Here is a 21270-nt window from a genome sequence, read left to right on the forward strand (position 1 = left end):
CTTTGGTCATAGTTATGCCAGAATTGCTGTCCGGTATCGACATGATGTCCATGCCACCTGACCGCTATCTGGATGCTCATATGAAAATTTCCCGCAATCTTAGCTTGCTCCTGTTGTCCGCCGGCCTGCTGGGCAACGCCACCGCTGCCTCTTCTCCTGCCAGCAGCTATTTCCGCTTTCCCGCCGTGCGCGGCGATACCGTGGTGTTTACCGCCGAAGGCGACTTGTGGAAAAGCAGCGTGCGCGGTGGCGCCGCGCAACGCCTGACCACGCATCCCGGCTATGAAACGAACGCGGCGATTTCGCACGATGGCCAATGGATTGCCTTTTCCGCCGCCTATGAAGGGGCGCAGGAAGCGTATGTGATGCCGCTGGCAGGCGGCTTGCCGCGGCGTATTTCGTATGACAATGGCGGCGTGCTGGTCCTGGGCTGGACGGCGCAGGGCGAGGTGCTGGTCAGCACGCAAAACACGGATGGTCCCGCTTCGCGCCGCATCGTCGCCGCCATCGACCCCGTGAAACAGACGCGCCGCGTGTTTCCCGTGGCCGATGCCAACGACGCCGTGCTCGACGATGCGGGCAAGACGCTGTTTTTCACGCGTTTCGGCCTGGCCATGACCAACGACAATGTGCGCAATTACCGGGGCGGCGCGCATGCCACCCTGTGGCGCTATGAGCTGGGCGGCAAGGGCGAGGCCGTGCGCATACATGCGGAACCTGCCGTATTGGCTGGCAACAACAAGCGTCCCATGTGGTGGCAGGGCCGCGTTTACTATATTAGCGACGCGGGCGGCAGCGACAATCTGTGGAGCATGCTGCCGGACGGTTCCGACCGCCGCGCATTGACGGCGCACAAGCAATGGGACGTGCGTAATGCTTCCTTGGGCGACGGCAAGATTGTGTATCAATTGGGCGCGGACCTGCAGGTGCTGGACCTGGCGGCAGGGACGGACTCATCGCCATTGCCGATCAGCCTCGTATCCGACTTCGACCAGCAGCGCGCGCGCCAGATCCGCTCGCCGCTGGACACCTTGAGCAATGTGCAGCTGTCCGGCAAGGATGAGCGCATCATCCTGACGGCTCGCGGACGCGTCAGCATCGCCGGCACGGGCAGCATGCGCCGCGTCGATATCGCCATTCCCGAAGGGGCGCGGGCGCGCGACGCCGTCTTTTCCAGCGACGAAAAATCCGTCTTCGCCATCGTCGACACGAGCGGAGAGAATGAAATCTGGAAGTACGCCGCCGATGGCTCGGGCAAGGGCGAGCAGCTGACGACGCAGGGAGATAACCACCGCTGGAAACTGTACCCGTCGCCGGACGGGCGCTGGCTGGCCCACACGGACAAGAAGGGCCGCTTCTGGCTGCTGGACCTGGCGACCAGGGGCAATCAGCTGATCGACGACGCGGGCAAGGCGGGCGTGGACAAGCACGACGAAGTGCAATGGTCGCCCGACAGCCGCAACTTGGCCATCGTGCGCGTGGCCAGCAATGAGCAGCGCGAGCAGATCGGCCTGTACAACCTCGCGTCGAAACAGCTGCAGTTCGTCACCAGCGACCGCTATACCTCCGGTTCACCCGTGTTCTCGCCCGACGGGCGATGGTTGTACTTCATGTCGGCGCGTAATTTCCAGCTGGCCAATGGTTCGCCGTGGGGCGACCGCAACATGGGCCCCGTATTCGACAAGCGCATCGGCGTGTATGCGCTGGCGCTGCAGCCGGGCAACCGTTTCCCGTTCCAGCCCGACGATGAACTGAGCCGCCCTGGCGTCAAGCCGGCCGAGACGGACGATGAGAAGGCGGCCGAGCAGGCGGCGGAAAAGGCACTGGAAAAGGCCGGCGGCAAGGCGGCCGTGAAAAAGGCGCCGGCCGCCTTGCCGGCCATCGTCAGCCAGGGCCTGGCCGAGCGCCTGTATGAAGTGCCGCTGGCGGCGGGCAATTACAGCGCGCTGGCCGCCGATGACAAGCGCCTGTATTTCCTCGAACGGGACAGCGGCGAGAACAAGTCCAGCCTGAAGACTTTGGCGATTGGCAATACCGGTTCCAAGCCGGAACTGCTGGTGGCCAACGTGCGCGAATTCGACCTGGCGCAGGATAAAAAGCATTTGTACTACCGCACGGCGGCCGCCACCGGCCCGGGCGAGATGCTGGTGATCGAGGCGGGCGCCAAGCTGCCGTCCGACCTGTCGAAAGCCAAGGTCAAGGTTGACGACTGGACGTTTGTGTCGAATCCGCGCCTGGAATGGAAGCAGATGTTCAACGATGCCTGGCGCTTGCACCGCGACTTCCTGTACGACGCGAAGATGCGCGGCGTGAACTGGAAGGCGGCGCGCGACAAATATGCGCCGCTGGTCGAGCGGGTCACGGACCGCGCCGAACTCAATGATCTACTCGGCATGATGGTGGCCGAAGTGGGCGCGCTGCATTCGCAGATCCGTCCCGGCGAATTGCGCCGCACGGAGCAGGAAGGCACGCCTGCGGGCCTGGGCGCCGTGCTGGCGCGGACAAACGACGGTTACCGGGTCGAGCATGTCTACCGCAGCGAAGCGGAATTGCCCTCGGCGCGCGCGCCGCTGTCGCGCCCCGACGTGGATGTGAAGGCGGGCGACGTGATCACGGCCGTCAACGGCAAGGACGTGCTGGCCGCGCGCGATATCAGCGACCTGCTGCTGAACCAGGCCGACAAGCAGGTCTTGTTGCAGGTCAAACGGGGGAATGGCAAGGGCGCGCCGCGCGCCGTCATCGTCACGCCCGTCAACATGGCGAAACAGACGGCGCTGCGCTATGGCGACTGGGAATTGAGCCGCGCCGAGCAGGTGGCGGCCGCTTCGCAGGGGCGCATCGGCTACCTGCACCTGCGCGCCATGGGCCCGAATGACATCGCCTCGTTCGCGCGCGATTTTTACGCCAACATCAACCGCGAAGGTCTGATCATCGACGTACGGCGCAATAACGGCGGCAATATCGACAGCTGGATCATTGAAAAACTGCTGCGCAAGGCCTGGGCCTACTGGGCGCCGCCGGGCGTGCAGCCATCGTCGAACATGCAGAACACCTTCCGCGGCCACCTGGTGGTGCTGGTCGATGAACTCACGTATTCCGATGGCGAGACCTTTGCCGCCGGCGTCAAGGCCCTGGGCCTGGCGCCGCTGGTGGGCAAGCGCACGGCCGGCGCCGGCGTCTGGCTCAGCGACAATACGCGCCTGGCGGATAACGGCATGGCGCGCGTGGCGGAAAACGGCCAGTTCGGCATCGATGGCCAGTGGCTGATCGAAGGCGTGGGCGTGGTGCCGGACGTGGAGGTGGAAAACCCGCCGCACGCCACCTTCAATGGCGCCGACCGCCAGCTGGAAGTGGCGCTGGACATGCTGGCGAAAAAGCTCAAGGAGCAGCCGCGCCCCGCATTCCAGGCGCAGCCGATCCCCGCGCTGAAATAGCCCCGCTACAGGCCGCAGGCGGCCTTGAACTGTTGCGCGCGGCGGCGTGACACCTCGACCACGCTGCCATCCAGCAGGTGCAGGTCGAGGCCATCGGCGCCGTTCGGTGACAGCTGCGCCACCTGCGCCAGGTTGACGATCTGGCGCCGGTTGGCGCGCAGGAACAGGGCGGGACCGAGTTTTTCTTCCAGCTGGTTCAGGGTGCGCAGCATCAGCGGACGCTGTTCGCCGAAATGCGCGCGCGTGTAGTTGCCTTCCGATTCCAGCAGGCGGATATCGTCAAACGCCACAAACCAGCAGCGTTCTCCATCCTTGATGAAGACCTTGCGCGGCGCGGGCGGCGGCACGGCTTGCGCCCGTGCGCCGGCACGCGCCAGCGCCGTGGCCAGGCGCGCCGCCTGCACGGGTTTTTGCAGGTAGTCGAGGGCGCTGACCTCGAACGCCTGCAGCGCGTACTGGTCGAAGGCCGTGCAAAAGATGACGTCGGGCGCATCGTCCAGAGCGGCCAGCAGGTCGAAGCCGGAGCCGCCCGGCATCTGTACGTCGAGCAGCAGCAGGTCGGGGCGCAGTTTGGAGATCTGCGTGATGGCGTCGGCCGCGCTGGCCGCCTCGCCCACGATTTCCACGGCACCTTGCTGCACATGCGGCGCCAGCAGGCGCCGCAGCTCGGCGCGCGCCAGGCGCTCGTCATCGACCAGCAGTATCTTGAGCGGCTGGCCGTTCATGCCAGCTCCGGCAAGTGGATGGTGGCGTATACCCAGCCCGCCTGTTCGCACAGTTCCAGGCTGGCGCGCTCGCCGCAGGCCAGCTGCAGGCGCTGGCGCGCATTGCGCAGGCCGATGCCGGTGGAGCCGGACGCGCTGCGCAGCCTGCCCGTGTTGGCGACCTCGATCTGCAGCGTATCCATGCCAGCGCCGCGCCGCGCCGCGATGCGGATGTCGCCGCCATCGGCACTCGCTTCGACGCCATATTTGACGGCATTTTCCACCAGCGTTTGCAGGGCCATGGGCGGCACGCGCACGAGCTCCAGGCCGGGGGGGATGTCGAAGCTGACGCGCAGGCGTTCCTCGAAGCGACTCTGTTCGATGGCCAGGTAGGCGCGCACGGCCTCCAGTTCTGCCGCCAGCGGCACGGTAGCGTGCTGGCTGGACTGCAGCGCATGGCGCATCAGGTTGGCCAGCTGGTCGATCATGTGCGCGGCCGCTTCGCGGTCTTCGAAGATCAGCGCGCGCACGCTATTGAGGCTGTTGAAGAAAAAATGCGGATTGACTTGCGCCTGCAGGGCACGCAACTGGGCATCCTTGGCCAGCACTTCCAGGCGCAGCGCCTCGGCCTCGAAACGGCTGGCGCGGCGCAGCGACAGCGTGGTGAAGTAGAACACCGTCCAGGTCAGGAATACCCCGAACCAGAACAGCAGCGCGCCGGGCAGCCAGGCGATGCCGCGGATGGTATCCGGCGGATACATGACGTGGAAAGCGGCCGTCACGCTGGCCGTCTGGATGGCGGCCAGCACGATCAGCGACGGCACGATGCGCTGCCAGCGCAAGCCGTTCGCCGCCCAGCCGCGCCGGCGCAGGACGCCATGCCACAGGTGCGACAGCAGCAGCCCGCCCAGCGAGCCCCAGCTGGCAATCGTCACGACGATGCGCAGCTGCGTGGAGCCGCCATACACGCTGTTGAACAGGGTGAGCGCGCCCCAGCCGGCCAGCTGGAAGGTCCAGTACCAGTTGATCCTGGCCAGCAGCGGCGGCCGATGCAAGGGTGCGTTCATCGCCTAGTCCAGGAACTGTTCGATGCGCGCCTGCATCCAGTCCGGCTGGTCGTACATGATGAAGTGGCGTGCCGTGTCGGCCAGCGCGACTTTTACGCCGGGCAGCTGGGCATACTGCTGCTGGAAGGTCGCTTCGATGGCGGCGCGCGGCGCATAGTCCTTGTAGGCGATCCAGGTACCCAGCACCAGGGTTGGCGATTTTATTTTCGCCACGTCCTGGCGCAGGTCGCTGGCCACCAGGGTGCCCATGGCCTTGATCACCGTCTCGCGGTCCGAGCGCTGGCCCCAGCCGATGATGCGCTCCACGTCGGCCGGCGCGCTGGCCATGCTGCTTACCGTGCGGCGCTGGCTGGCGGCGTAGGTGGTCCCATCCTGCGCGCGCATGGCCGATTGCATCTGCGCAGCCATGGCTTGCAGCTGCGGCGGCGTGATGGAGGGCAGCTGCGTCGCGCCCAGCGCCGGCAGCGAGTCGACGATCACCAGCTTGCCCGTTTGGTCAGGATGGTCGATGGCCATTTTCAACGCCAGGAAGCCGCCCAGGCTATGCCCGATGATGGCCGGCTGGCCCAGTTTTTGGGTGCCGATGTAGTCGGCCAGTTGTTGCTCGGCCTGCGCCAGCAAGTCGCCCTCGATGGGCGCCACGCCGGCAAAGCCGGCCAGTGTCAGCACGTGGCATTGGCGTGCGGCTTGCGGGCCGCACAGGCGCGCCACCGTGCCTTGCCAGACTTCGCCGGAAGACGCCAGGCCGGGAATCAGGACCAGGGAACGGCCTTGTCCTGTGACCTCGACCTTGAATGCCGCGGGCGCGGCGGCCTGGCTGGCGCCTGCCAGCAGCACGCCGGCGAGCAGGATGCATGTTTGCAGTGTTCGTTTCATGGGGTACTCCTCCTTGACGACCATGCTAGCGGCGCCGGGAGCGCGCGGCCAGTGCTGCGGGATGAGCGGCGCCAGGGCGGGATGAGTGGTTCAGATCCAAGCATCCTGGTCCTGGCAGTGCTCCGGGAGGTAGGTCAGGTACTGCACCATGCGCGGCGCCGGGCCGCGGTTGGGCGTGGCGCAATGGGGCAGGGCCTGGTGCCAGATGATGAAATCGCCGGCCATGCCTTCGACGGGCACGGGCCGCAAGTCCTCGACGGCCCATTCGCGCGGCTGGCGGCCCGGCGGTACTTGCCGCAGCCAGCCGGCCATGTGGTGCTGGAAGCCGGGCACGCAGTGAAAGGCGCCGTGCTGCGCCGGACAGTCGCTCAGGTACAGCATGCCTTGCAGCTTGAAGGGAACCGGCTGTTGCAGGCTGACGTCCCAGTGCAGGGCGCTGCCAAGGAAACGATGCTGCGGCGTTTCCGGCGGATTGAAGCTCACCTTGTCGATGCTGGCGTAGATGCCGGTGCCGGCGCCGATGCCGGTGTCATATAGCTGCTGACAGGCGTGGCGTACGTGCGCGCAGTGGCGGTTTTCCTCGAGGGCCGGATGGTCGGAAAACTGCAGCATCAGGCCCCGCTTGCCCGGGTGCGGCCGGTACCACGATGCCATATCATCGGGGCTGGCGCCCAGGTATTCCCATATCGCCGTTTGTGCGGCGACGCACTGCGCGCGCGGTACGGCGCCGCGCAGCACCAGGTAGCCGTGCTCATCGAAATGGCGCAGTTCGGCGGCCGACAGCACGTCCTGATGCGCGCTGGCGGCGTGCGCCGGGCGGATGCGCGTGCGGCCAGCCAGCCACGCCTGGAAGGCTTCCAGCGTAGGGCGTTGCTGGAACAGGAACTGCATGGCGTCTTCCATGGAAATGCCGCGCGCATACAGCGCCTTGATGTCGCGGTGGTCGCGCGCCAGTCCCTGGCTGCCGGCCGCGCCGCCGTGTCCCGTGCAGCGTTGCCATAATTCGTGCAAGTGAGGCCAGTCGTCCATGGTGTCTTTTGTCTGGTTGAAGAAATCAGCCGGTGCGCAGGCGGCGCCACAGGGTGGTGCGGCTGATGCCGAGGTAGTGGGCGGCGGCGTCGCGGCGTCCGCCAAAGCGCGCCAGCACGGCGCTGGCGCTTTCGTCTTCCGGGCGCGGCGCGATGGCGGCGGCCGGCGCCGGCGTGCCGGCAGCATTGGCCAGTTCCGGCGCCACGCCCAGCACGAAGGCGGGCGTCAGCGCCTGCAGCGGTTCGGCGGCCAGGAACAGGGCCAGGCGCTCGGCCAGGTTGCGCAGTTCGCGCACGTTGCCGGGCCAGTCGTAGCGGCGCAGCAGCGGCGCGCAAGCCTGGATTTCCGCATGCAGGTTGGGGTGCGGACGGGCGCCCAGCGCGGCCAGCGCATTTTTCAGCGACCACTCGGCCAGGCCGGGAATGTCGCTGGCGCGTTCGCGCAAGGCGGGCAAATGCAGGCGCAGCACGGCCAGACGGTAGAACAGGTCGGCGCGGAAGCGTCCTTCGCGGATGCGCTGTTCCAGGTCGCAATGCGTGGCGCTGATGATGCGCACATTGATGGCGATGGGCCGCGTGCCGCCCACGCGCACCACTTCGCGCTCTTCCAGCACGCGCAGCAATCGCGTTTGCAGGGCCAGCGGCATTTCGCCGATTTCGTCGAGGAACAGGGTGCCGTGGTTGGCCGCCTCGAACAGGCCCGCATGGCCGCCCCTGCGGGCGCCCGTGAAGGCCCCATCCTCGTGGCCGAATAGTTCCGATTCCAGCAGGGATTCGGCGATGGCGCCGCAGTTGATGGCGATGAAGGGGCGGTTCGCGCCCAGGCTGCGCGGGCTTTCGCGGTGGATCGCCTGTGCCACCAGTTCCTTGCCGCTGCCCGTTTCTCCCTGGATCAGCACCGTTGCCGGCGAGCGCGCATACAGCACCACCGACTGGCGCAGCGCTTCCATCGCTTCCGATTCGCCGCGCAGATCGTGCAGGCCGTGCCGCGCGCGCAGGGTGTCGGCCACTACCGTGCGGCGTCCCCGGTTCGATTCGATCTGGGTCAGGCGCGCCAGTTCCAGCGCATCGTCGAAGGCGCGCCGGATGGCCGTGGCCGAATACACGAAGACGGCGGCCAGTCCCGCCTCTTCGGCCAGGTCGGTGACGAGGCCCGCGCCGACGACGGCTTTGACCCCGGCCGCCTTCAGTTCATTGATCTGCGCGCGCGCGTCTTCCTCGGTGGCATAGGTGCGCTGAAAGATCTGGAAGCCGAAGGTGGCGGCAAATTCGGCCAGTTCCGGCATCGGGTCCTGGTAGGTGACGACGCCGATGTGCGGCGAGATGCGCCGCGCGCGCGCCAGCGCCTGCATCACGTCGTAGCCGCTGGCCTTGGCGATGATGACGGGTACCGACAGCCTGCCTTTCAGGTAGGCGCCGTTCGAACCGGCCGCGATGACGGCGTCGCAGCGCTCCGTGGCCATGCGTTCGCGGATGTGGCGCACGGCGTCGTCGAAGCCCAGGTTGATCGGTTCAATCGTCGCCAGGTCGTCGTATTCGAGCGTGATGTCGCGGAACAGGTCGAACAGGCGCGAGACGGAGACGGTCCAGATGACGGGTTTGTCGCGGTGGTCGAGCGGAGGTTGGGGAGGGCGGCGCATGCTTTATTCTAAACGATTTGTTTCATTTTTCAGCCATGCAACGGCGTTGCAACGGGCGTGTTGCAAGTGGTCTGTGGTGTTTCAGATATTGCCAATAAGGAATATGAAAAAACCCCGGGAAACTGGTTTATGATCTAGCAGCACCATGATGCTTGGAAGAATATTTGCCCAGGCGCATGTTTATCTTGTCCTTAACCATCCCATGGTGTCCATGAACCGCGTACCGACCAGTCCCGATTTCATCGCCGATGCCTTGCAACTGATCGCCTTGCCGGCCTGCGCCTGCGATGCCTGCGGCATGGTGGTGGCCGCGAATGGCGCCTTGCAGGCCCTGCTGGGTCGGGATATGGCGGGCCGGCTGCTGGCCGACTGCTTTACGGACGCCTACCGCGCGTCGAGCACCAGCATGCTGCGCGGCACGCTTGGCGCGGCCGGGCGCGAGCGGCACTGGGACAGCAGCCTGGAAGGGGAGGCGGGCGCCATCGCCGTGCAGGTCTGGTCGCGGCCCCTGCTGGTGGACGATGGCCTGCCCGGTGCGACCCTCGTGTTTGCCGACATCAGCGTGCAGCAGCGCGACCAGCAAGCCTTGCGCAAGACCTTGCTCGAGCAGCAGGCGATCCTGGAAAGCGCGGCCGTCGGCATCGTCTTTTCCAAAGGCGGCTTCATCGAGGAGTGCAATATCCGCGCCGCCGAGATGCTCGGCTACGCGCGCCACCAGTTGACTGGCATGCCGGGCGCGGTGCTGTACCGCTCCGCCGAGCATTGCCGCGCCCTGGGGCTGGAAGCGGCGCCGCTGCTGTCGAAGGGCAAGCCCTACCGCACGGAGCTGGAATTGCGGCGCCAGGATGGCACCCTGTTCTGGAGCCGCCTGCACGGGCGCGCCGTCGATCCCCTCAATACGCATGACGGCACGGTCTGGATTATCGAAGACATCAGCGACCACCGGCGCGATGAAGACCAGCTGCGGCGCGCCATGCTGGAAATGCAGGCGGTGATGGATAACGCGCCCTTGGCCATCGGTTTTCAGCGCGACAAGGGCGTGCTGCGCTATAACCGGCGCTTCGCCGAATGCTTCGGTTTTGACGGCGACAGCGGCGTGGGCCTGGCCGTCGCCGACCTGTATCCGTCGCGCGCGGCGTATGACAATGTCGTGCGCCAGGCCGCACCGCTGCTGCGGCGCGGCTTGCCGTTCCAGGGCGAGATGGAGATGCGCCGCCGCGACGGCTCCACGTTCTGGGCCCTGGCGTATGGCTATGTCCTGAATCCCGAGAGCCAGTCCGACCGCGCGCTGCGCGACACGATCTGGCTGTTCGATGACCGCAGCGCGCAGAAGGCAGCCGAGGAGGCGACGCGCCAGCTGATGCTCGAGCAGCAGGCTATCCTCGACAATGCCTCCGTCGGCATCCTGTTTTCCCGTTCGCGCCTGATCCTTCGCTGCAATCCCCGTTTCGCCGAAATGTTCGGCTACGCGCAGGCGGAGATGACGGGCCTGCCCGCCGCCGAACTGTTTCCTTCGCCCGCCGCCTACGAGGAGTTTGGCGTGCAGGCCACGCCGCTGCTGGGGCAGGGCTTGCCATACGAGCAGGATGAATCGCTGTTCCGCCGCCGCGACGGCAGCCTGTTCTGGTGCCGCATCCGCGCCAAGGCCGTCGACCAGACGCACAGCGAGCAGGGCGCCATCTGGATACTGGAAGACATCACGGCCAGCCGCCAGACGCAGATGGAAGTGGCGGCCATCATGACGAATGCCTCGGTGAGCATCCTGTATACCAAGAACCGCCTGATCACGCGCTATAACCTGGGCTTTGCCGCGATGTTCGGCTATAGCGGCGACGAGGCGCTGGGCTTGCCCGGGCGCGCGCTGTACGTGTCGCAGCAATCGTACGAGCTGCTGGGCGCGGCGGCCTTCCCCTTCCTGTCCGTGGCCAAGCCCTTCCAGACGGAAGTGGAAATGATGCGCCGCGACGGCAGCACCTTGTGGGCGCAGCTGATCGCCTATGTCGTCAATCCGGACGATCCCGCCGCCGGCACCATCTGGATCATCGAGGACCGCACGGAAGCCAAGCGCGCCGAAGAATCCCTGCGCAACGCGCTGCTGGAAAACCAGGCCATCCTGGACAGCGCCGTGCTGGGCATCTCGGTGATAGAGGGCGGCTACAATTTGCGTGCCAACAGCAAGATGGAAGAGTTGTTCGGCTATGGACCGGGTGAAATTAACGGCCTGTCGGTGCAGGCCCTGTATCCGGACATGGCCGCGTGGAAGGAGGCGCGCGGCGACACGGCGCGCGATTTCGATGCGGGACGCGTGCACATGTCGGAATACCAGCTGGTGCGCAAGGATGGCAGCCGCTTCTGGGCGCGCCTGTCCGGCCGGCCGTTCGACCTGGCGCATGCGCATGGCCGTTCCGTGTGGCTGGTCGATGACGTGACGGCGCGCCGCGAGGCGGCCGAGGCGGTGCGCCGCGCGCGCGACGAGCTGGAATTGCGCGTGCAGGAACGCACGGCCGAACTGGCCGGCGCCAACCTGCTGTTGCAGGGCGAGATCGTCGAGCGGCGCCAGGCCGAGGCGCGGGTGCACCACATGGCCTATCACGACAACCTGACAGGCTTGCCGAACCGCGCGTTGCTGTCGGACCGGCTGGAACGGGCCATGCTGGCCTCGCAGCGTTCCGGGCGCAAGCTGGCCGTGATGTTCATCGACCTGGACCGCTTCAAGACCATCAACGATTCGCTGGGCCACATGACGGGCGACCTGCTGCTCAAGGAAGTGGCCGCCCGGCTGTGCGGCGCCGTGCGCGCCAGCGACACGGTGGCGCGCCTGGGCGGCGACGAATTCGTCGTGCTGGTGCCGGGCATCCGCGGCAGCGACGAAGCGGCGCGCGTGGCCGAGAAGATCATCGAAGCGCTGACACCCGCCTTTCCGCTCGACGGCCATGTGCTGCACGTGACGCCGTCGATCGGCATCTGCCTGTATCCGGACGATGGCGGCGACGTCGACGCCCTGATGCGCCATGCCGATGCGGCCATGTACCACGCCAAGGGTAATGGCCGCAATAACTACCAGTTCTTCACGCAGACGATGAACCAGGCGGCGGCCTTGCACTTCGACCTGGAAAGCAGCTTGCGCACGGCGCTGGCGCTGCAGCAGTTCGAACTGTTTTACCAGCCCGTCATCGATATCGCCACGCGCCGGCTGCACGGCATGGAAGTGCTGCTGCGCTGGCGCCGCCCGAGCCACGGCCTGGTGCTGCCGGACCGCTTCATTCCCATCATGGAGGAAAACGGCCTGATCGTGCCGGTGGGCGAATGGGTGATGCGCCAGGCCTGCGAGCAAAGCATGGCCTGGCAGCGCCAGGGCTTGCAGCCCGTGCCCTTGGCGGTGAATCTGTCGCCGCGCCAGTTCATGCACAAAGGCCTGGTGGCGGCGATTGGCGCCGTGGTGCGGGAAACGGGCATCGACCCGGCGCTGCTGGAATTCGAGATCACCGAGACGGCGCTGATGCAGCACGGCGAGCATACGCTGGAGATTTTGCGGCAGATCAATGGCATGGGCTTGCGCCTGTCGATCGACGATTTCGGCACCGGCTATTCCAGCCTGGCCTACCTGAAGCGCTTCCCCGTGAAGAAGGTCAAGATCGACCGCGCCTTCATCAAGGACCTGGAGCACAGCGGGGAAGACCGCGCCATCGTGGCGGCCATCATCGCGCTGGCCGACAGCCTGCAATTGTCGGCCGTGGCCGAGGGCGTGGAGACGGAAGAGCAGTTCGCCCTGCTGCAGGCGAACGGCTGCCGCTATGCGCAGGGCTATCTGTTTTCCGCGCCAGTGCCTGCCGTGAACGCGCAGGCCTTGCTGGAGCGGATAGCCGTTAGCTAGTCAATCGTCGCCACGACTGGCGCATGGTCGGACGGCTGTTCCCACTTGCGCGGTACGCGGTCGATGACGCACGCCGTGCAGCGGGCGGCGAGGGCGGGCGAGAGCAGGATGTGGTCGATGCGCAGGCCCTTGTTCAGGCGGAAGCCCAGCTGGCGGTAATCCCACCAGCTGAACGATTTGTCCGCCTGCTCGAACAGGCGGAAGGCATCCGTCAGGCCGATGTCGAACAGGCGCTGCAGGGCGGCGCGTTCCTTGTCCGACACCAGTACCTGGCCTTCCCAGGCGACAGGGTCGTGCACGTCGCGGTCGTCGGGCGCGATATTGTAGTCGCCGACGACGGCCAGTTGCGGGTGCTGCTGCGCTTCTTCGGCCAGCCAGTCGTGCAGGGCGGCCAGCCAGCCCAGCTTGTATTCGTACTTGTCCGAGTCGACGCTCTGGCCGTTCGGCACGTAGGCGCAGACGACGCGCACGCCACCGATGGTGGCGGCCAGGATGCGCTGCTGCGCATCTTCATAGCGCGGGTTGTTCTTCACCACGTCGGTGATCGGCAGCTTCGACAGGATGGCCACGCCGTTATACGTTTTCTGGCCGCTGAAGACCACCTGGTAGCCGGCCGCCTCGATCTCGGCGACGGGGAACTTGTCGTCCGTCAGTTTGGTCTCTTGCAGGCAGAGTATGTCGACCGGGTTGTCTGTCAGCCACTGCAGCACTTGCGGCAGGCGCACTTTGAGCGAGTTGACGTTCCAGGTGGCTATTTTCATTATTTGATTTTCAGTCATGTTTTATGCGGGTTTCAAGGCTTCGTATCTTGTGAAAAACGATCTAGCTACAAATCTAGCTACAAATCGTTGATGAGCCACTTTGGGGCGCTTCTTGCCGCATCATACACGGCCTTTATTCGCCCGGCTTTCTTCCTCTCATGGCCAAAGCCAGGCTTTCCGACGTGATTCGGCTTGCGCCGATGCTGATCTTGACCAGGACCAGCTGGCCGCGCGACACCATGCGGTACAGTGTGGCGCGGGATACCTCCAGGCGCTCCATGGCGCTGCTGATTTTGTACAGGCGTTGTTCGACAGGTTGTGGCGTAGTGTTCATGATGCGTTCTCCATTTGCAGGGTCTTGATAAGGTCGAGCTGGCCCGGGTCGCTGTGGTCCAGCACATAGATGTAGGTCATGCCTCCCGGCGAGCGGTCGTCGCAGTCCGGCTGGTTGTTGGCCACGGCCAGCGCAGCGGCCGTCGAGCACACGCCCACAGAGCGCTCGAACAGGCAGCCGTCGCAGCTGGGCGCGTTCGCTTCCTGCGCTTTGAAGCGCACGGTCGATGGGTTGACCGGTTCGCCGCGCTCGCCACGCCATTTGTCGCTTGTGATGCATTTCGTCATACGGCCACCGGAATATTGCGCCGCGCGCATTCAGCAGCATATTCAAGCCAGGTCTCGACCACCGCGCCGCCACGTTTCACGACACTGCCGCTCTTGTCGACCTTCGGACCGCGCACCATGATCACTGCTTCTCGAACTTCGCCGGGGCTGATCGCCAGCCAGTCGGCGCAAAACTGTGGCGTATCCAGTTCAGGGCTTACTTTCACGCGCCTCGTAGCATCCTTAAACATCTTTTCCGCCAGGGCGTCCCGCTTGCCCCCCCATTCTGCGGGGGAGTAATTGCGGCGGTCCGCGCCTTCCCCTTCTCCAAAGGGCGTTTTCTTCGATGCCGCTGCTTTGCAGACGCCGCGACTGATGCCAAATACACAAAATGCTCCCATGTCATCTCCCAAGTGAGGTTGTAGATTTGTGCTCACACTTGACGCAGCGCCCGTACTGGGCCAGCTGGCGCGCGGTGGTGGCCTTGCCGCAGGCGCAGCGCTTTCGGATTAGCGAATACACAGGCCCCTTGTTGTTTGCCTGGTGCTGGCGTTCGACGCGGGCGAGGTCGTACATCATGCGACCCTCGCAATCTCGCGCTCATGCGCGAAGTTGGCGAGGATCAGCGCCTTGGCCATGGGCGGGCAGACCGAGTTGCCGCACATGCGCACCTGGGCGCTCTTCGTCAGTTTCAGGCCCTGCGTCGGGTCGTCACCGATGATGTAGTCGTCGGGGAAGCCCTGGGCTCGGAACAGTTCGCGCGGCTGCAGCATGCGCAAGCCGATGTCCACGATCTGATAGTCCTGGCCGTGGATCGTCACCAGACCGAAACGGTCGCGGCTCGTGACGGTGGCCAGTGGCCCGTCGATCTCCGGCGCCTGGTCGGTACCGTAATAACTCAGCAGGAACGCACGCACCTCGGCATGGTGCTGGCCGCCGGCGCTGACCGTGCCCAGCGGCTCGTCGGTACCGGCCGCCGTGCTTGTTCCGCGCAGCTTGACCAGGTTGCTGGTGACGATGCCCAGCGCATGCGGCGCGCCGGCGGGCTTTTCCTTCGGCCCGGCCGTGATCGTCGGCAGCGGTGTGTTCATGTCGCTACCGGTGGCGCCGGTGCGGAATTTGGTGATGTGCGCCGACACCATCGAGAAATGGCCGCCCTTGACCTGGGCGCAAATGGTGCGCAGCGGCTCGTCGGCCGGCATCACGCGCTGATTGCTCGCGTTGGCGTGCTCCGTCAAGAAAGCCGTCACCAGGCTGTGGTGGTCGCATGCGGTGACCGTGCCGATAGGATTGGTCAGGTCGGAACCCACAACGCCGGTGTAGTGCTTGGCCAGGAAGGCCGTGGCTACGGCCTTGTTGCCACTGGCCGTCACGGTGCCCAGCGGCGCCTCGACGTCGTGCGCACCCGTGCCCCAGCGCTTTACGCCGCTGGGCGACACCTCGCCGTGCGCTGCATCGACCAGCACAGCTGACACCAACGCCTGATTTCCAGCAGCGGTGATGGTCGGTACCGGCATGTCGGCGGCAGCGCCAAGGTGACCGGTGGTATTGGTCATGACGAAAGGCGCAAGCTCAGCCTCGACCAGCGCATGCTTCGCGGCCGCGCCCACCACCGTGCCCAGTGGCTTCTCGATATCCAGCGCGCGCGGCGCCTGGCCCTCGCGCTCCCCGTAGCCCACCTGTACCAGCGTGGCCACGCCCAGCGCCTTCTCGCCGCGGTGTGCGCCAGTGATGGTGCGGAATGGCTCGCCGATGGATTCGGTGCGGTCGCCGCCCTGGTGCGTGACCGGGACGATGGTTGGTGCGCAGAAATAGCTGTCGTTGCGAGCTAGCAGCGTGCCGAACGGCCGGGCCGTCGGGCGCGGTTCGCCAGCACGTGCTGGGCCGCCGGCGCCGACGATGAACGGATCGGCCGCGTCGACCACATAGCGCATGATGCCCTTGGCGATGCGACGCAGCGTGGCTGGTGCCAGCGGCTTGTCGCGCTCGAAGATCGATGGGCATGGCAGGCTGAAGTCGATGCACTCGGCGGCTGTGCGGTACGGCAGCAGCTTGCCGGCGCGTACACCGATGCTGTCAGGCGCGCCATGTGTCGGCTCTGGCCACTTGATGGCGATGCCGTCGCGGCGCGCCACCAGGAAAAACCGCTTGCGGATGGTCGGCGTATCGTGATCGCAGCCGCGCATTTCGCGGTAATCGACGGTGTAACCGTGCGCGCGCAACTGGCGGATGAAGCTGTCGAAGGTCTTGCCCTTCTTGGCCGGGTCCGGCTTGGCGCTGCCGTCGGCTTCGACCAGCAGCGGGCCCCACGTCTTAAATTCCTCGACGTTTTCCAGCATGATGACGCGCGGCTTGCACTTGGCCGCCCAGCGCAGCGTCACCCATGCCAGGCCACGGATGCGTTTCTCGACGGGCTTGCCGCCCTTGGCCTTGCTGAAGTGCTTGCAGTCCGGCGACAGCCACACCAAGCCGACGGGGCGATTGCCCGTCACCTTGATCGGATCGACGTCCCACACGCTCTCGCACAGGTGCGTGGTGTGCGGGTGGTTCGCCGCGTGCATAGCCAGCGCTTCGGGGTCATGGTTGATGGCGATGTCGACTGGGCGGCCGAATGCCTGCTCCAGGCCGGTGCTGGTACCGCCGCCGCCGGCGAAGTTGTCGATGATCAGCTCATTGCCCAGGTCAAGGGACATGGTGAAGGCGTCGCGCTTCATGCTGCTACCCCTTCAGGCGCTATCGCTGCCTTCGATTGGTCGTATTTCTCGATACCCCAGGCAAGCGCGTAACAGCACCAGACGATGCTGTGCGTGTACTCGGTGAAATCGTGCTCGAACAGATCATCGAACTGCCAGCTGCCACGGGCGGTGGTGTGAGAAAGGGAATGGCTAAAATCGAAGGCGGCGAACTGTGCACGGTCGCCGCCATCTTCCAGCGCACCCATAACCTCGTCCTCAACCGCCTCCCAAAGCTCTCGCCTGCCATCCTTATCGAGCGTGCCGCGCTCCTTGGCGCCGCGCATCCAGCCCACGCGGTATTCGTTGATGACGCGCTTGAACTTTTCGTCATCGAACTCCTTCACCTTTCCGCCGTGTCGGCCGCCATCAATAGCAATCAGCTTCTCTGTCCAGTAGCCAAGATTGATGCTCAGTGCCCGGCCGCGTGACTGGTTATATGCGCGATCATGGCGGAAGAACTCGAACATATCGGTCGTGCGCTGAAACACGTACGTACCCATGTCGCCGGTGTAGCAGAGAATTCCGGGCCATGTGATCAGGTCGAAGTGCATGCAGCTCGTGCCCGGCTTGGCGAACCGGACATGTCGGCTCACGCCATCTTCGCGGATCACGGTCATCGCATGCTCGGCGACGTCGCGCAGGAAGCGCTCCTCGGTGCAGTCGGCGCTCACAGTGCACCGCCTTTCACATCCAGCAGTTGCTGGAGATCGCGCTCAAGGTGAGTGCGGGTGATGATGGCGCAGTTGGCCTGGATGCGGCGGGCCGTCTCAATGCTGGTGAGGCGGTCGATCTCGGCCTGCGACGACACGCTGCCGGCGCCCCAGCCCAAGACAAGCACGGACACCAGGATGATGGCGGCGCTGGCCGCTGGCTCGATTTCGCCCAGGGTCATTGCCAGGCTGCCGGTGATGGTGCCGATGATGGCCACGGCGATCAGCAGGTAGATGTTGATCTTGAATTTCATGCTGCACCGCCTTCCAGAGCGGCGAGGGCGGCCTTGAAGTTGAGGCGGGACATGCGAGCGTCGGCCTGGGCCTGGTCCATGCCCCAGTTGTGCATGAACATGGCGCGGATCTCGGCGACGAGCTCGCCGTCTTCGGGCCACAGTTCGGCGTCGAGCAGACCGTCGGCGATGGCATCGATTGCCAAAGCTGACGCGGTGCCGGTCAGAAATGGGATAGCGGCGTGCGTTTTGTGTAGGTCGGCATGGCTGGCGGCGTGTGACATTTTCTCTCCATCGGTTGAGGTGGTGCGTCGATGGAGTGATTATCACAAACGTGTTTCATGAAGTCAAACACATTTGTGTTTATTTTTGTTGTGGCGAGGCGATCACGTGATTTTTTCAGCGTAAGGTTGAAAAAAAAGCCCGGTAAACCGGGCTGCAGACTAAAGGCGAGCTATTGGGGTGCGAATTGTGTGTCACAGCGGGCGCAGCTTTCCGCATTTCCATCACCCATGTGCTTGCAATAAGGGCAAATCCTCACGGATACTTCGCCGCTGGCATCGGCCAGTCGCGGTTGTGTGATTGGCACATCTTCGCTGTGCTCAGCGGCCTCTTCGGGCAATGGGTGTAGGGAACTGAAGCCAGTGAAGAGTGCCCCAATTACTGCTAAGACACCAGCGAGAATTACAAAATTCAGTCTTTGCGAGAGCCGATCAATATTTGCCACGCCAATCAAATCGCTACCTCGGCCTACAGTAACGGTAACGTCCATCGTAAGGGCATAAAGAGCCAGGACGGAACCTATAGTTAGAAGGATGAAGCCAATAATTCTCATGTCTATATCCTGTTCCCTTGTCGATGAACTACCTTACCTACAATTATACAGTCGCCATTCCGACATAATTTACGACTGAATTTTCTTTGGTCTAAATTATCGGATGTGAGCCACCACTCTCCAGCATCTCGCGTCAGTCTTTTGACCACAGCTTCACCTTCATAATTCACAGCGAACACATCGCCATCCACCGGATCTGTGGCCGCAGTATTTATGACGACCACGTCTCCTTCGTAAAGCGCCGGCTCCATACTCTCACCCTTTACCGTCGTGGCGACAAGTCGACTAGGTACAAGTCCTTGTTTCTGAACCCATGCTGGATCTAGTGTTACTGTTCCAGCGTCCTCAAAGTCGGGATCTGCGATGAATCCTGTGACCCCAGCAGATAGACGAAGCTTTACTTTTTTAATATGGACGAGTCCAGCGCCGTCGGGGTTGCTCAACTTCACGCGCTTGAATTCAGGATTGGCGGCAGTAATGGCCTCTGTACGTGCTTGGTCTAATCGGTAATCTAGCACGTCGATATCTTGCTCCGTAGCCGTTGACCGCCGAATTTCGCCAATGCCCTCTGCCAGCCAGATCGCTGATACCCCCAGGGCGTCTGCGATATTAGCAATACGTCGTGCGCTGAAGCGAATACCTGCCTCCAAATTCCCAATGGTCGACTGTGATACGCCCGCGAGTTTCGCCAGCTCTGCCTGCGTCAGTTTTTTTTGTTCCCTGGCCCAAGCCAAGCGGTGTTCTAGTTTCTTCATATATCACGAATGTAATACAAAAATTAAACACGATGGTGTTGACCAAATCAAACACAACCGTGATAATGAGGCATGGATACCAAAAAAATTACCGAAGAATTGCTCGCTACTGGGCTCACCCAAAAGGCGCTTGCGGACAGAGTTCCGTGCAGTCAAGCGGCAATCAGCGCGTTTTCAAGGGGTATTCGCGGGCGGCGGCCGACCTTGACCATTGGTCTTCGGCTGATGGCGCTTCACAAGGAACTGTGCGGTCTGGCTGTTGCACCGACGCCAGCGCCCGGCGCTGATTGTTAAATCGTTTTCTAGCTTTGCAATATTGTCCATTCACCCAGCATAAATTACCTCACGGGAAAAAGCATGCGTAACGAGTCGCACAAAACCCTGATCGGCATTCTGCGCGAGCACGTGGCCGCCTGGCGCCGCGCCGCGGGGCTGTCGAGCGCAAGCGCCATCGACATGATCGTCGCGGTGCATGCGCAAGTCGGCGGGCCGGCCGTGACCGGTATCCGCTTTGATGCGCACACGGACGAGTTCCAGCGCATGAAGAACAACAGCGACCGCGTGCTGCGCTGGCTCGACGACGAAACCAAGGACACCAATTTCCTGCCGGCGAACTTCGTTTTCTCGATCCTGGCCGGCATGCCCGACGACGCGCGCGTGCACTGCCTGAATGAGATGCTGCGCCGCTTTGGTCTGTGCGTCCGCGCCATTGAGACGCAAGACGAAGGCGGCCTGGACCTGGGCGATATCTGCGACCTGGCCAGCGCCGATGCTGACGCTCTGGCATCGCTGGCCGCCGTCGTGGCCGCACCCACGCAAGCCAATTACGAGATTGCGCTGCGCAAGGCCGCACGAGCAGCCGAGAAGAAGGCGCGCATTGTCCGCATCCTCACTGGCGCGCGCCGGGCCATGTCTCGCACCAGGGACGTGCTGCAGCGTGTGCTGCATCCAGGGCGAGGGGCGAGGGAGAAAGCGTAGTCAGAAGGGTGTTTCGCAGTCTTTTAGATCGAGCACGAACTTGAATTGCATCGAAAGGACCGCGCGATCCCCTGCTGGTTCTTGGAAGTCAATTTCTCTGATTTCGATGCTGCATTTTCTATCGGTCAGTTTTTCGACGGCCTCTGCAAACGCGGTTTGAAGGTCAACAACTGAAACTTTTTTTAAAGGATGTGTCATGGCAATTACTACTCCGTTGATGATTGAAATTTTGCAGCATTTCGCCAGAGTCTTCCCAATGCCTGGCCGTATTGATGGCCGCGAGGATTACATGGCGCTGGTAAAGACCTGGTCCGATCAGCTCGAACCATACAGCGACGAGCAAGTGAAAGATGCTTGCCGCCAGCTCATGGGCAAGCTGAAGCGTTTTCCTTATCCGTCTGACGTGCGTGACGAGTTGGCGCCGACGAGTAAGGCCTCGGCCACGATCGCCAGCCTGTCGATCGAGGTGGACACCATCTCGATCGATGCGGCGGTGGTCAAGGTCGAGCTGCTCAAGGCCGAACTTGCCGACGCCCTTGATGCATGGGATCGCGCGGACCGCGCCGGACGCATCGTAGAGCGAGGCAAGATCGTGGATGCCCTGTGCGTTATGGCGAGAGCGGGCAGCAATGCAGATGAGCTTGCAAATGCTGCACGCGACCTTTCAGCTGCAGTAAACGGGATATCGCTTACTCAGCCCTGGCAATCAAGCGCTTCGCATACTGCTCCATGAAGTTGTGGCAATAGTCGGCCAAGACGGCTCCGTGATTATTGCCAACAGTGTTAGGGCTACTGAAAAGATTTGGCTGATTAACGATCAAAAGTTCCAGTGCCTTGCCGGCTTCCTTCAGCGCAAGCGCTTTATCCATGGGTAGTTCCTTTCCGAAAATTGTTGAGTGGAATTGGCAATTTAACACGCGGCAGGAATTACTCGCCCAATTGCCGGTTTTTCGCCGGAACAAGTTTCAAACGGGGCAGCGGCTGCGCAGCTGCGACCTGGCGAATCCAGCCCGCCGGTCACGCCCCGTCCCCATTCACGG

The 21270-nt window shown here is 63.8% G+C and carries 21 protein-coding genes; 5 read left to right on the forward strand and 16 right to left on the reverse strand.

Annotated elements, in window-relative coordinates; all coding sequences use genetic code 11:
- The first annotated feature begins 80 nt into the window (after positions 1 to 80).
- Positions 81 to 3434: a S41 family peptidase gene (locus tag LSO07_RS08510; RefSeq protein ID WP_225317220.1), complete on the forward strand. Its 3354-nt coding sequence runs from the start codon at positions 81 to 83 to the stop codon at positions 3432 to 3434.
- A 5-nt stretch (positions 3435 to 3439) separates the two neighbouring features.
- Here the strand turns inward: LSO07_RS08510 and LSO07_RS08515 are convergent, their stop codons facing one another.
- The 5 genes from LSO07_RS08515 to prpR form a co-directional block, all read right to left on the reverse strand.
- A complete protein-coding gene (locus LSO07_RS08515) occupies positions 3440 to 4159 on the reverse strand; it encodes a LytR/AlgR family response regulator transcription factor (protein ID WP_151093306.1) in 720 nt (239 codons plus the stop codon).
- Complete coding sequence (locus tag LSO07_RS08520; protein ID WP_151093308.1) at positions 4156 to 5205, reverse strand: sensor histidine kinase; 1050 nt, start codon at positions 5203 to 5205, stop codon at positions 4156 to 4158. The genes LSO07_RS08515 and LSO07_RS08520 overlap by 4 nt, the downstream gene beginning before the upstream one ends.
- A gap of 3 nt (positions 5206 to 5208) precedes the next feature.
- Positions 5209 to 6081, reverse strand: coding sequence for an alpha/beta fold hydrolase (locus tag LSO07_RS08525; RefSeq protein ID WP_151093310.1), 873 nt, complete (start codon positions 6079 to 6081; stop codon positions 5209 to 5211).
- Between the two features lie 90 nt (positions 6082 to 6171).
- Positions 6172 to 7110 carry a phytanoyl-CoA dioxygenase family protein gene (locus LSO07_RS08530; protein WP_151093312.1) on the reverse strand — a complete coding sequence of 313 codons (939 nt, stop codon included), beginning with the start codon at positions 7108 to 7110 and terminating at the stop codon, positions 6172 to 6174.
- Positions 7111 to 7135: 25 nt separating this feature from the next.
- Positions 7136 to 8749, reverse strand: a complete 1614-nt coding sequence (prpR, locus tag LSO07_RS08535) for a propionate catabolism operon regulatory protein PrpR (protein WP_151093313.1) — start codon at positions 8747 to 8749, stop codon at positions 7136 to 7138.
- Between the two features lie 211 nt (positions 8750 to 8960).
- Between prpR and LSO07_RS08540 the strand changes: the two genes are divergently transcribed.
- Complete coding sequence (locus LSO07_RS08540) at positions 8961 to 12623, forward strand: sensor domain-containing protein (protein ID WP_151093315.1); 3663 nt, start codon at positions 8961 to 8963, stop codon at positions 12621 to 12623.
- Here the strand turns inward: LSO07_RS08540 and xth are convergent.
- From xth to LSO07_RS08585, 9 genes are all read right to left on the reverse strand, one after another.
- Positions 12620 to 13384: an exodeoxyribonuclease III gene (gene xth / locus LSO07_RS08545; RefSeq protein ID WP_151093318.1), complete on the reverse strand. Its 765-nt coding sequence runs from the start codon at positions 13382 to 13384 to the stop codon at positions 12620 to 12622. The two genes, LSO07_RS08540 and xth, sit on opposite strands and share 4 nt — an antisense overlap.
- Positions 13385 to 13517: 133 nt before the next feature.
- On the reverse strand, positions 13518 to 13718 hold the full coding sequence (locus LSO07_RS08550; protein WP_151093320.1) for a helix-turn-helix domain-containing protein: 201 nt from the start codon (positions 13716 to 13718) through the stop codon (positions 13518 to 13520).
- On the reverse strand, positions 13715 to 14005 hold the full coding sequence (locus tag LSO07_RS08555) for a hypothetical protein (protein ID WP_151093322.1): 291 nt from the start codon (positions 14003 to 14005) through the stop codon (positions 13715 to 13717). The genes LSO07_RS08550 and LSO07_RS08555 overlap by 4 nt, the downstream gene beginning before the upstream one ends.
- A complete protein-coding gene (locus tag LSO07_RS08560; RefSeq protein ID WP_151093324.1) occupies positions 14002 to 14385 on the reverse strand; it encodes a hypothetical protein in 384 nt (127 codons plus the stop codon). Before LSO07_RS08560 ends, LSO07_RS08555 begins: the two co-directional genes overlap by 4 nt.
- A gap of 174 nt (positions 14386 to 14559) precedes the next feature.
- Entirely contained in the window at positions 14560 to 16698 is a 2139-nt protein-coding gene (locus LSO07_RS08565) for a DNA cytosine methyltransferase (protein WP_151093326.1), read from the reverse strand.
- Positions 16695 to 17390 carry a hypothetical protein gene (locus tag LSO07_RS08570; protein ID WP_151093328.1) on the reverse strand — a complete coding sequence of 232 codons (696 nt, stop codon included), beginning with the start codon at positions 17388 to 17390 and terminating at the stop codon, positions 16695 to 16697. Before LSO07_RS08570 ends, LSO07_RS08565 begins: the two co-directional genes overlap by 4 nt.
- The gene (locus LSO07_RS08575) at positions 17387 to 17683 is read right to left on the reverse strand and encodes a hypothetical protein (RefSeq protein ID WP_151093330.1); all 297 of its coding nucleotides are present in this window, start codon (positions 17681 to 17683) and stop codon (positions 17387 to 17389) included. Before LSO07_RS08575 ends, LSO07_RS08570 begins: the two co-directional genes overlap by 4 nt.
- A complete protein-coding gene (locus LSO07_RS08580; protein ID WP_151093332.1) occupies positions 17680 to 17946 on the reverse strand; it encodes a hypothetical protein in 267 nt (88 codons plus the stop codon). Before LSO07_RS08580 ends, LSO07_RS08575 begins: the two co-directional genes overlap by 4 nt.
- Before the next feature lie 553 nt (positions 17947 to 18499).
- On the reverse strand, positions 18500 to 19252 hold the full coding sequence (locus tag LSO07_RS08585) for an XRE family transcriptional regulator (protein ID WP_225317221.1): 753 nt from the start codon (positions 19250 to 19252) through the stop codon (positions 18500 to 18502).
- Positions 19253 to 19324: 72 nt separating this feature from the next.
- On the opposite strand from LSO07_RS08585, the gene LSO07_RS08590 reads away from it, so the two are divergent.
- Complete coding sequence (locus tag LSO07_RS08590) at positions 19325 to 19546, forward strand: helix-turn-helix domain-containing protein (protein ID WP_151093334.1); 222 nt, start codon at positions 19325 to 19327, stop codon at positions 19544 to 19546.
- 63 nt (positions 19547 to 19609) lie between these two features.
- On the forward strand, positions 19610 to 20230 hold the full coding sequence (locus tag LSO07_RS08595) for a hypothetical protein (RefSeq protein ID WP_151093336.1): 621 nt from the start codon (positions 19610 to 19612) through the stop codon (positions 20228 to 20230).
- On the opposite strand, the gene LSO07_RS08600 is transcribed toward LSO07_RS08595, so the two are convergent.
- Complete coding sequence (locus LSO07_RS08600) at positions 20231 to 20428, reverse strand: hypothetical protein (protein ID WP_151093338.1); 198 nt, start codon at positions 20426 to 20428, stop codon at positions 20231 to 20233.
- Here LSO07_RS08600 and LSO07_RS08605 point away from each other — a divergent pair.
- Positions 20427 to 20963 (forward strand): hypothetical protein, encoded by a 537-nt coding sequence (locus LSO07_RS08605; protein ID WP_151093340.1) that lies wholly within the window; start codon positions 20427 to 20429, stop codon positions 20961 to 20963. The genes LSO07_RS08600 and LSO07_RS08605 overlap by 2 nt on opposite strands.
- Here the strand turns inward: LSO07_RS08605 and LSO07_RS08610 are convergent.
- Positions 20920 to 21099 (reverse strand): hypothetical protein, encoded by a 180-nt coding sequence (locus LSO07_RS08610; RefSeq protein ID WP_151093342.1) that lies wholly within the window; start codon positions 21097 to 21099, stop codon positions 20920 to 20922. The genes LSO07_RS08605 and LSO07_RS08610 overlap by 44 nt on opposite strands.
- Positions 21100 to 21270: the final 171 nt, after the last annotated feature.

Origin of the sequence: Janthinobacterium sp. PLB04, assembly GCF_021165895.1 — a bacterium.
Lineage (GTDB): Bacteria > Pseudomonadota > Gammaproteobacteria > Burkholderiales > Burkholderiaceae_D > Janthinobacterium > Janthinobacterium lividum.

Bases quoted from the DNA above. Each gene is read 5' to 3' on its own strand.
- LSO07_RS08525 (WP_151093310.1), bottom strand. From the start codon at position 6,081: ATGAAACGAACACTGCAAACATGCATCCTGCTCGCCGGCGTGCTGCTG.
- LSO07_RS08540 (WP_151093315.1), top strand. From the start codon at position 8,961: ATGAACCGCGTACCGACCAGTCCCGATTTCATCGCCGATGCCTTGCAA.
- xth (WP_151093318.1), bottom strand. From the start codon at position 13,384: ATGAAAATAGCCACCTGGAACGTCAACTCGCTCAAAGTGCGCCTGCCG.
- LSO07_RS08600 (WP_151093338.1), bottom strand. From the start codon at position 20,428: ATGACACATCCTTTAAAAAAAGTTTCAGTTGTTGACCTTCAAACCGCG.
- LSO07_RS08560 (WP_151093324.1), bottom strand. From the start codon at position 14,385: ATGGGAGCATTTTGTGTATTTGGCATCAGTCGCGGCGTCTGCAAAGCA.
- LSO07_RS08510 (WP_225317220.1), top strand. From the start codon at position 81: ATGAAAATTTCCCGCAATCTTAGCTTGCTCCTGTTGTCCGCCGGCCTG.
- prpR (WP_151093313.1), bottom strand. From the start codon at position 8,749: ATGCGCCGCCCTCCCCAACCTCCGCTCGACCACCGCGACAAACCCGTC.
- LSO07_RS08550 (WP_151093320.1), bottom strand. From the start codon at position 13,718: ATGAACACTACGCCACAACCTGTCGAACAACGCCTGTACAAAATCAGC.
- LSO07_RS08595 (WP_151093336.1), top strand. From the start codon at position 19,610: ATGCGTAACGAGTCGCACAAAACCCTGATCGGCATTCTGCGCGAGCAC.
- LSO07_RS08520 (WP_151093308.1), bottom strand. From the start codon at position 5,205: ATGAACGCACCCTTGCATCGGCCGCCGCTGCTGGCCAGGATCAACTGG.
- LSO07_RS08515 (WP_151093306.1), bottom strand. From the start codon at position 4,159: ATGAACGGCCAGCCGCTCAAGATACTGCTGGTCGATGACGAGCGCCTG.
- LSO07_RS08575 (WP_151093330.1), bottom strand. From the start codon at position 17,683: ATGAAATTCAAGATCAACATCTACCTGCTGATCGCCGTGGCCATCATC.
- LSO07_RS08590 (WP_151093334.1), top strand. From the start codon at position 19,325: ATGGATACCAAAAAAATTACCGAAGAATTGCTCGCTACTGGGCTCACC.
- LSO07_RS08530 (WP_151093312.1), bottom strand. From the start codon at position 7,110: ATGGACGACTGGCCTCACTTGCACGAATTATGGCAACGCTGCACGGGA.
- LSO07_RS08555 (WP_151093322.1), bottom strand. From the start codon at position 14,005: ATGACGAAATGCATCACAAGCGACAAATGGCGTGGCGAGCGCGGCGAA.
- LSO07_RS08565 (WP_151093326.1), bottom strand. From the start codon at position 16,698: ATGAAGCGCGACGCCTTCACCATGTCCCTTGACCTGGGCAATGAGCTG.
- LSO07_RS08610 (WP_151093342.1), bottom strand. From the start codon at position 21,099: ATGGATAAAGCGCTTGCGCTGAAGGAAGCCGGCAAGGCACTGGAACTT.
- LSO07_RS08585 (WP_225317221.1), bottom strand. From the start codon at position 19,252: ATGAAGAAACTAGAACACCGCTTGGCTTGGGCCAGGGAACAAAAAAAA.
- LSO07_RS08580 (WP_151093332.1), bottom strand. From the start codon at position 17,946: ATGTCACACGCCGCCAGCCATGCCGACCTACACAAAACGCACGCCGCT.
- LSO07_RS08605 (WP_151093340.1), top strand. From the start codon at position 20,427: ATGGCAATTACTACTCCGTTGATGATTGAAATTTTGCAGCATTTCGCC.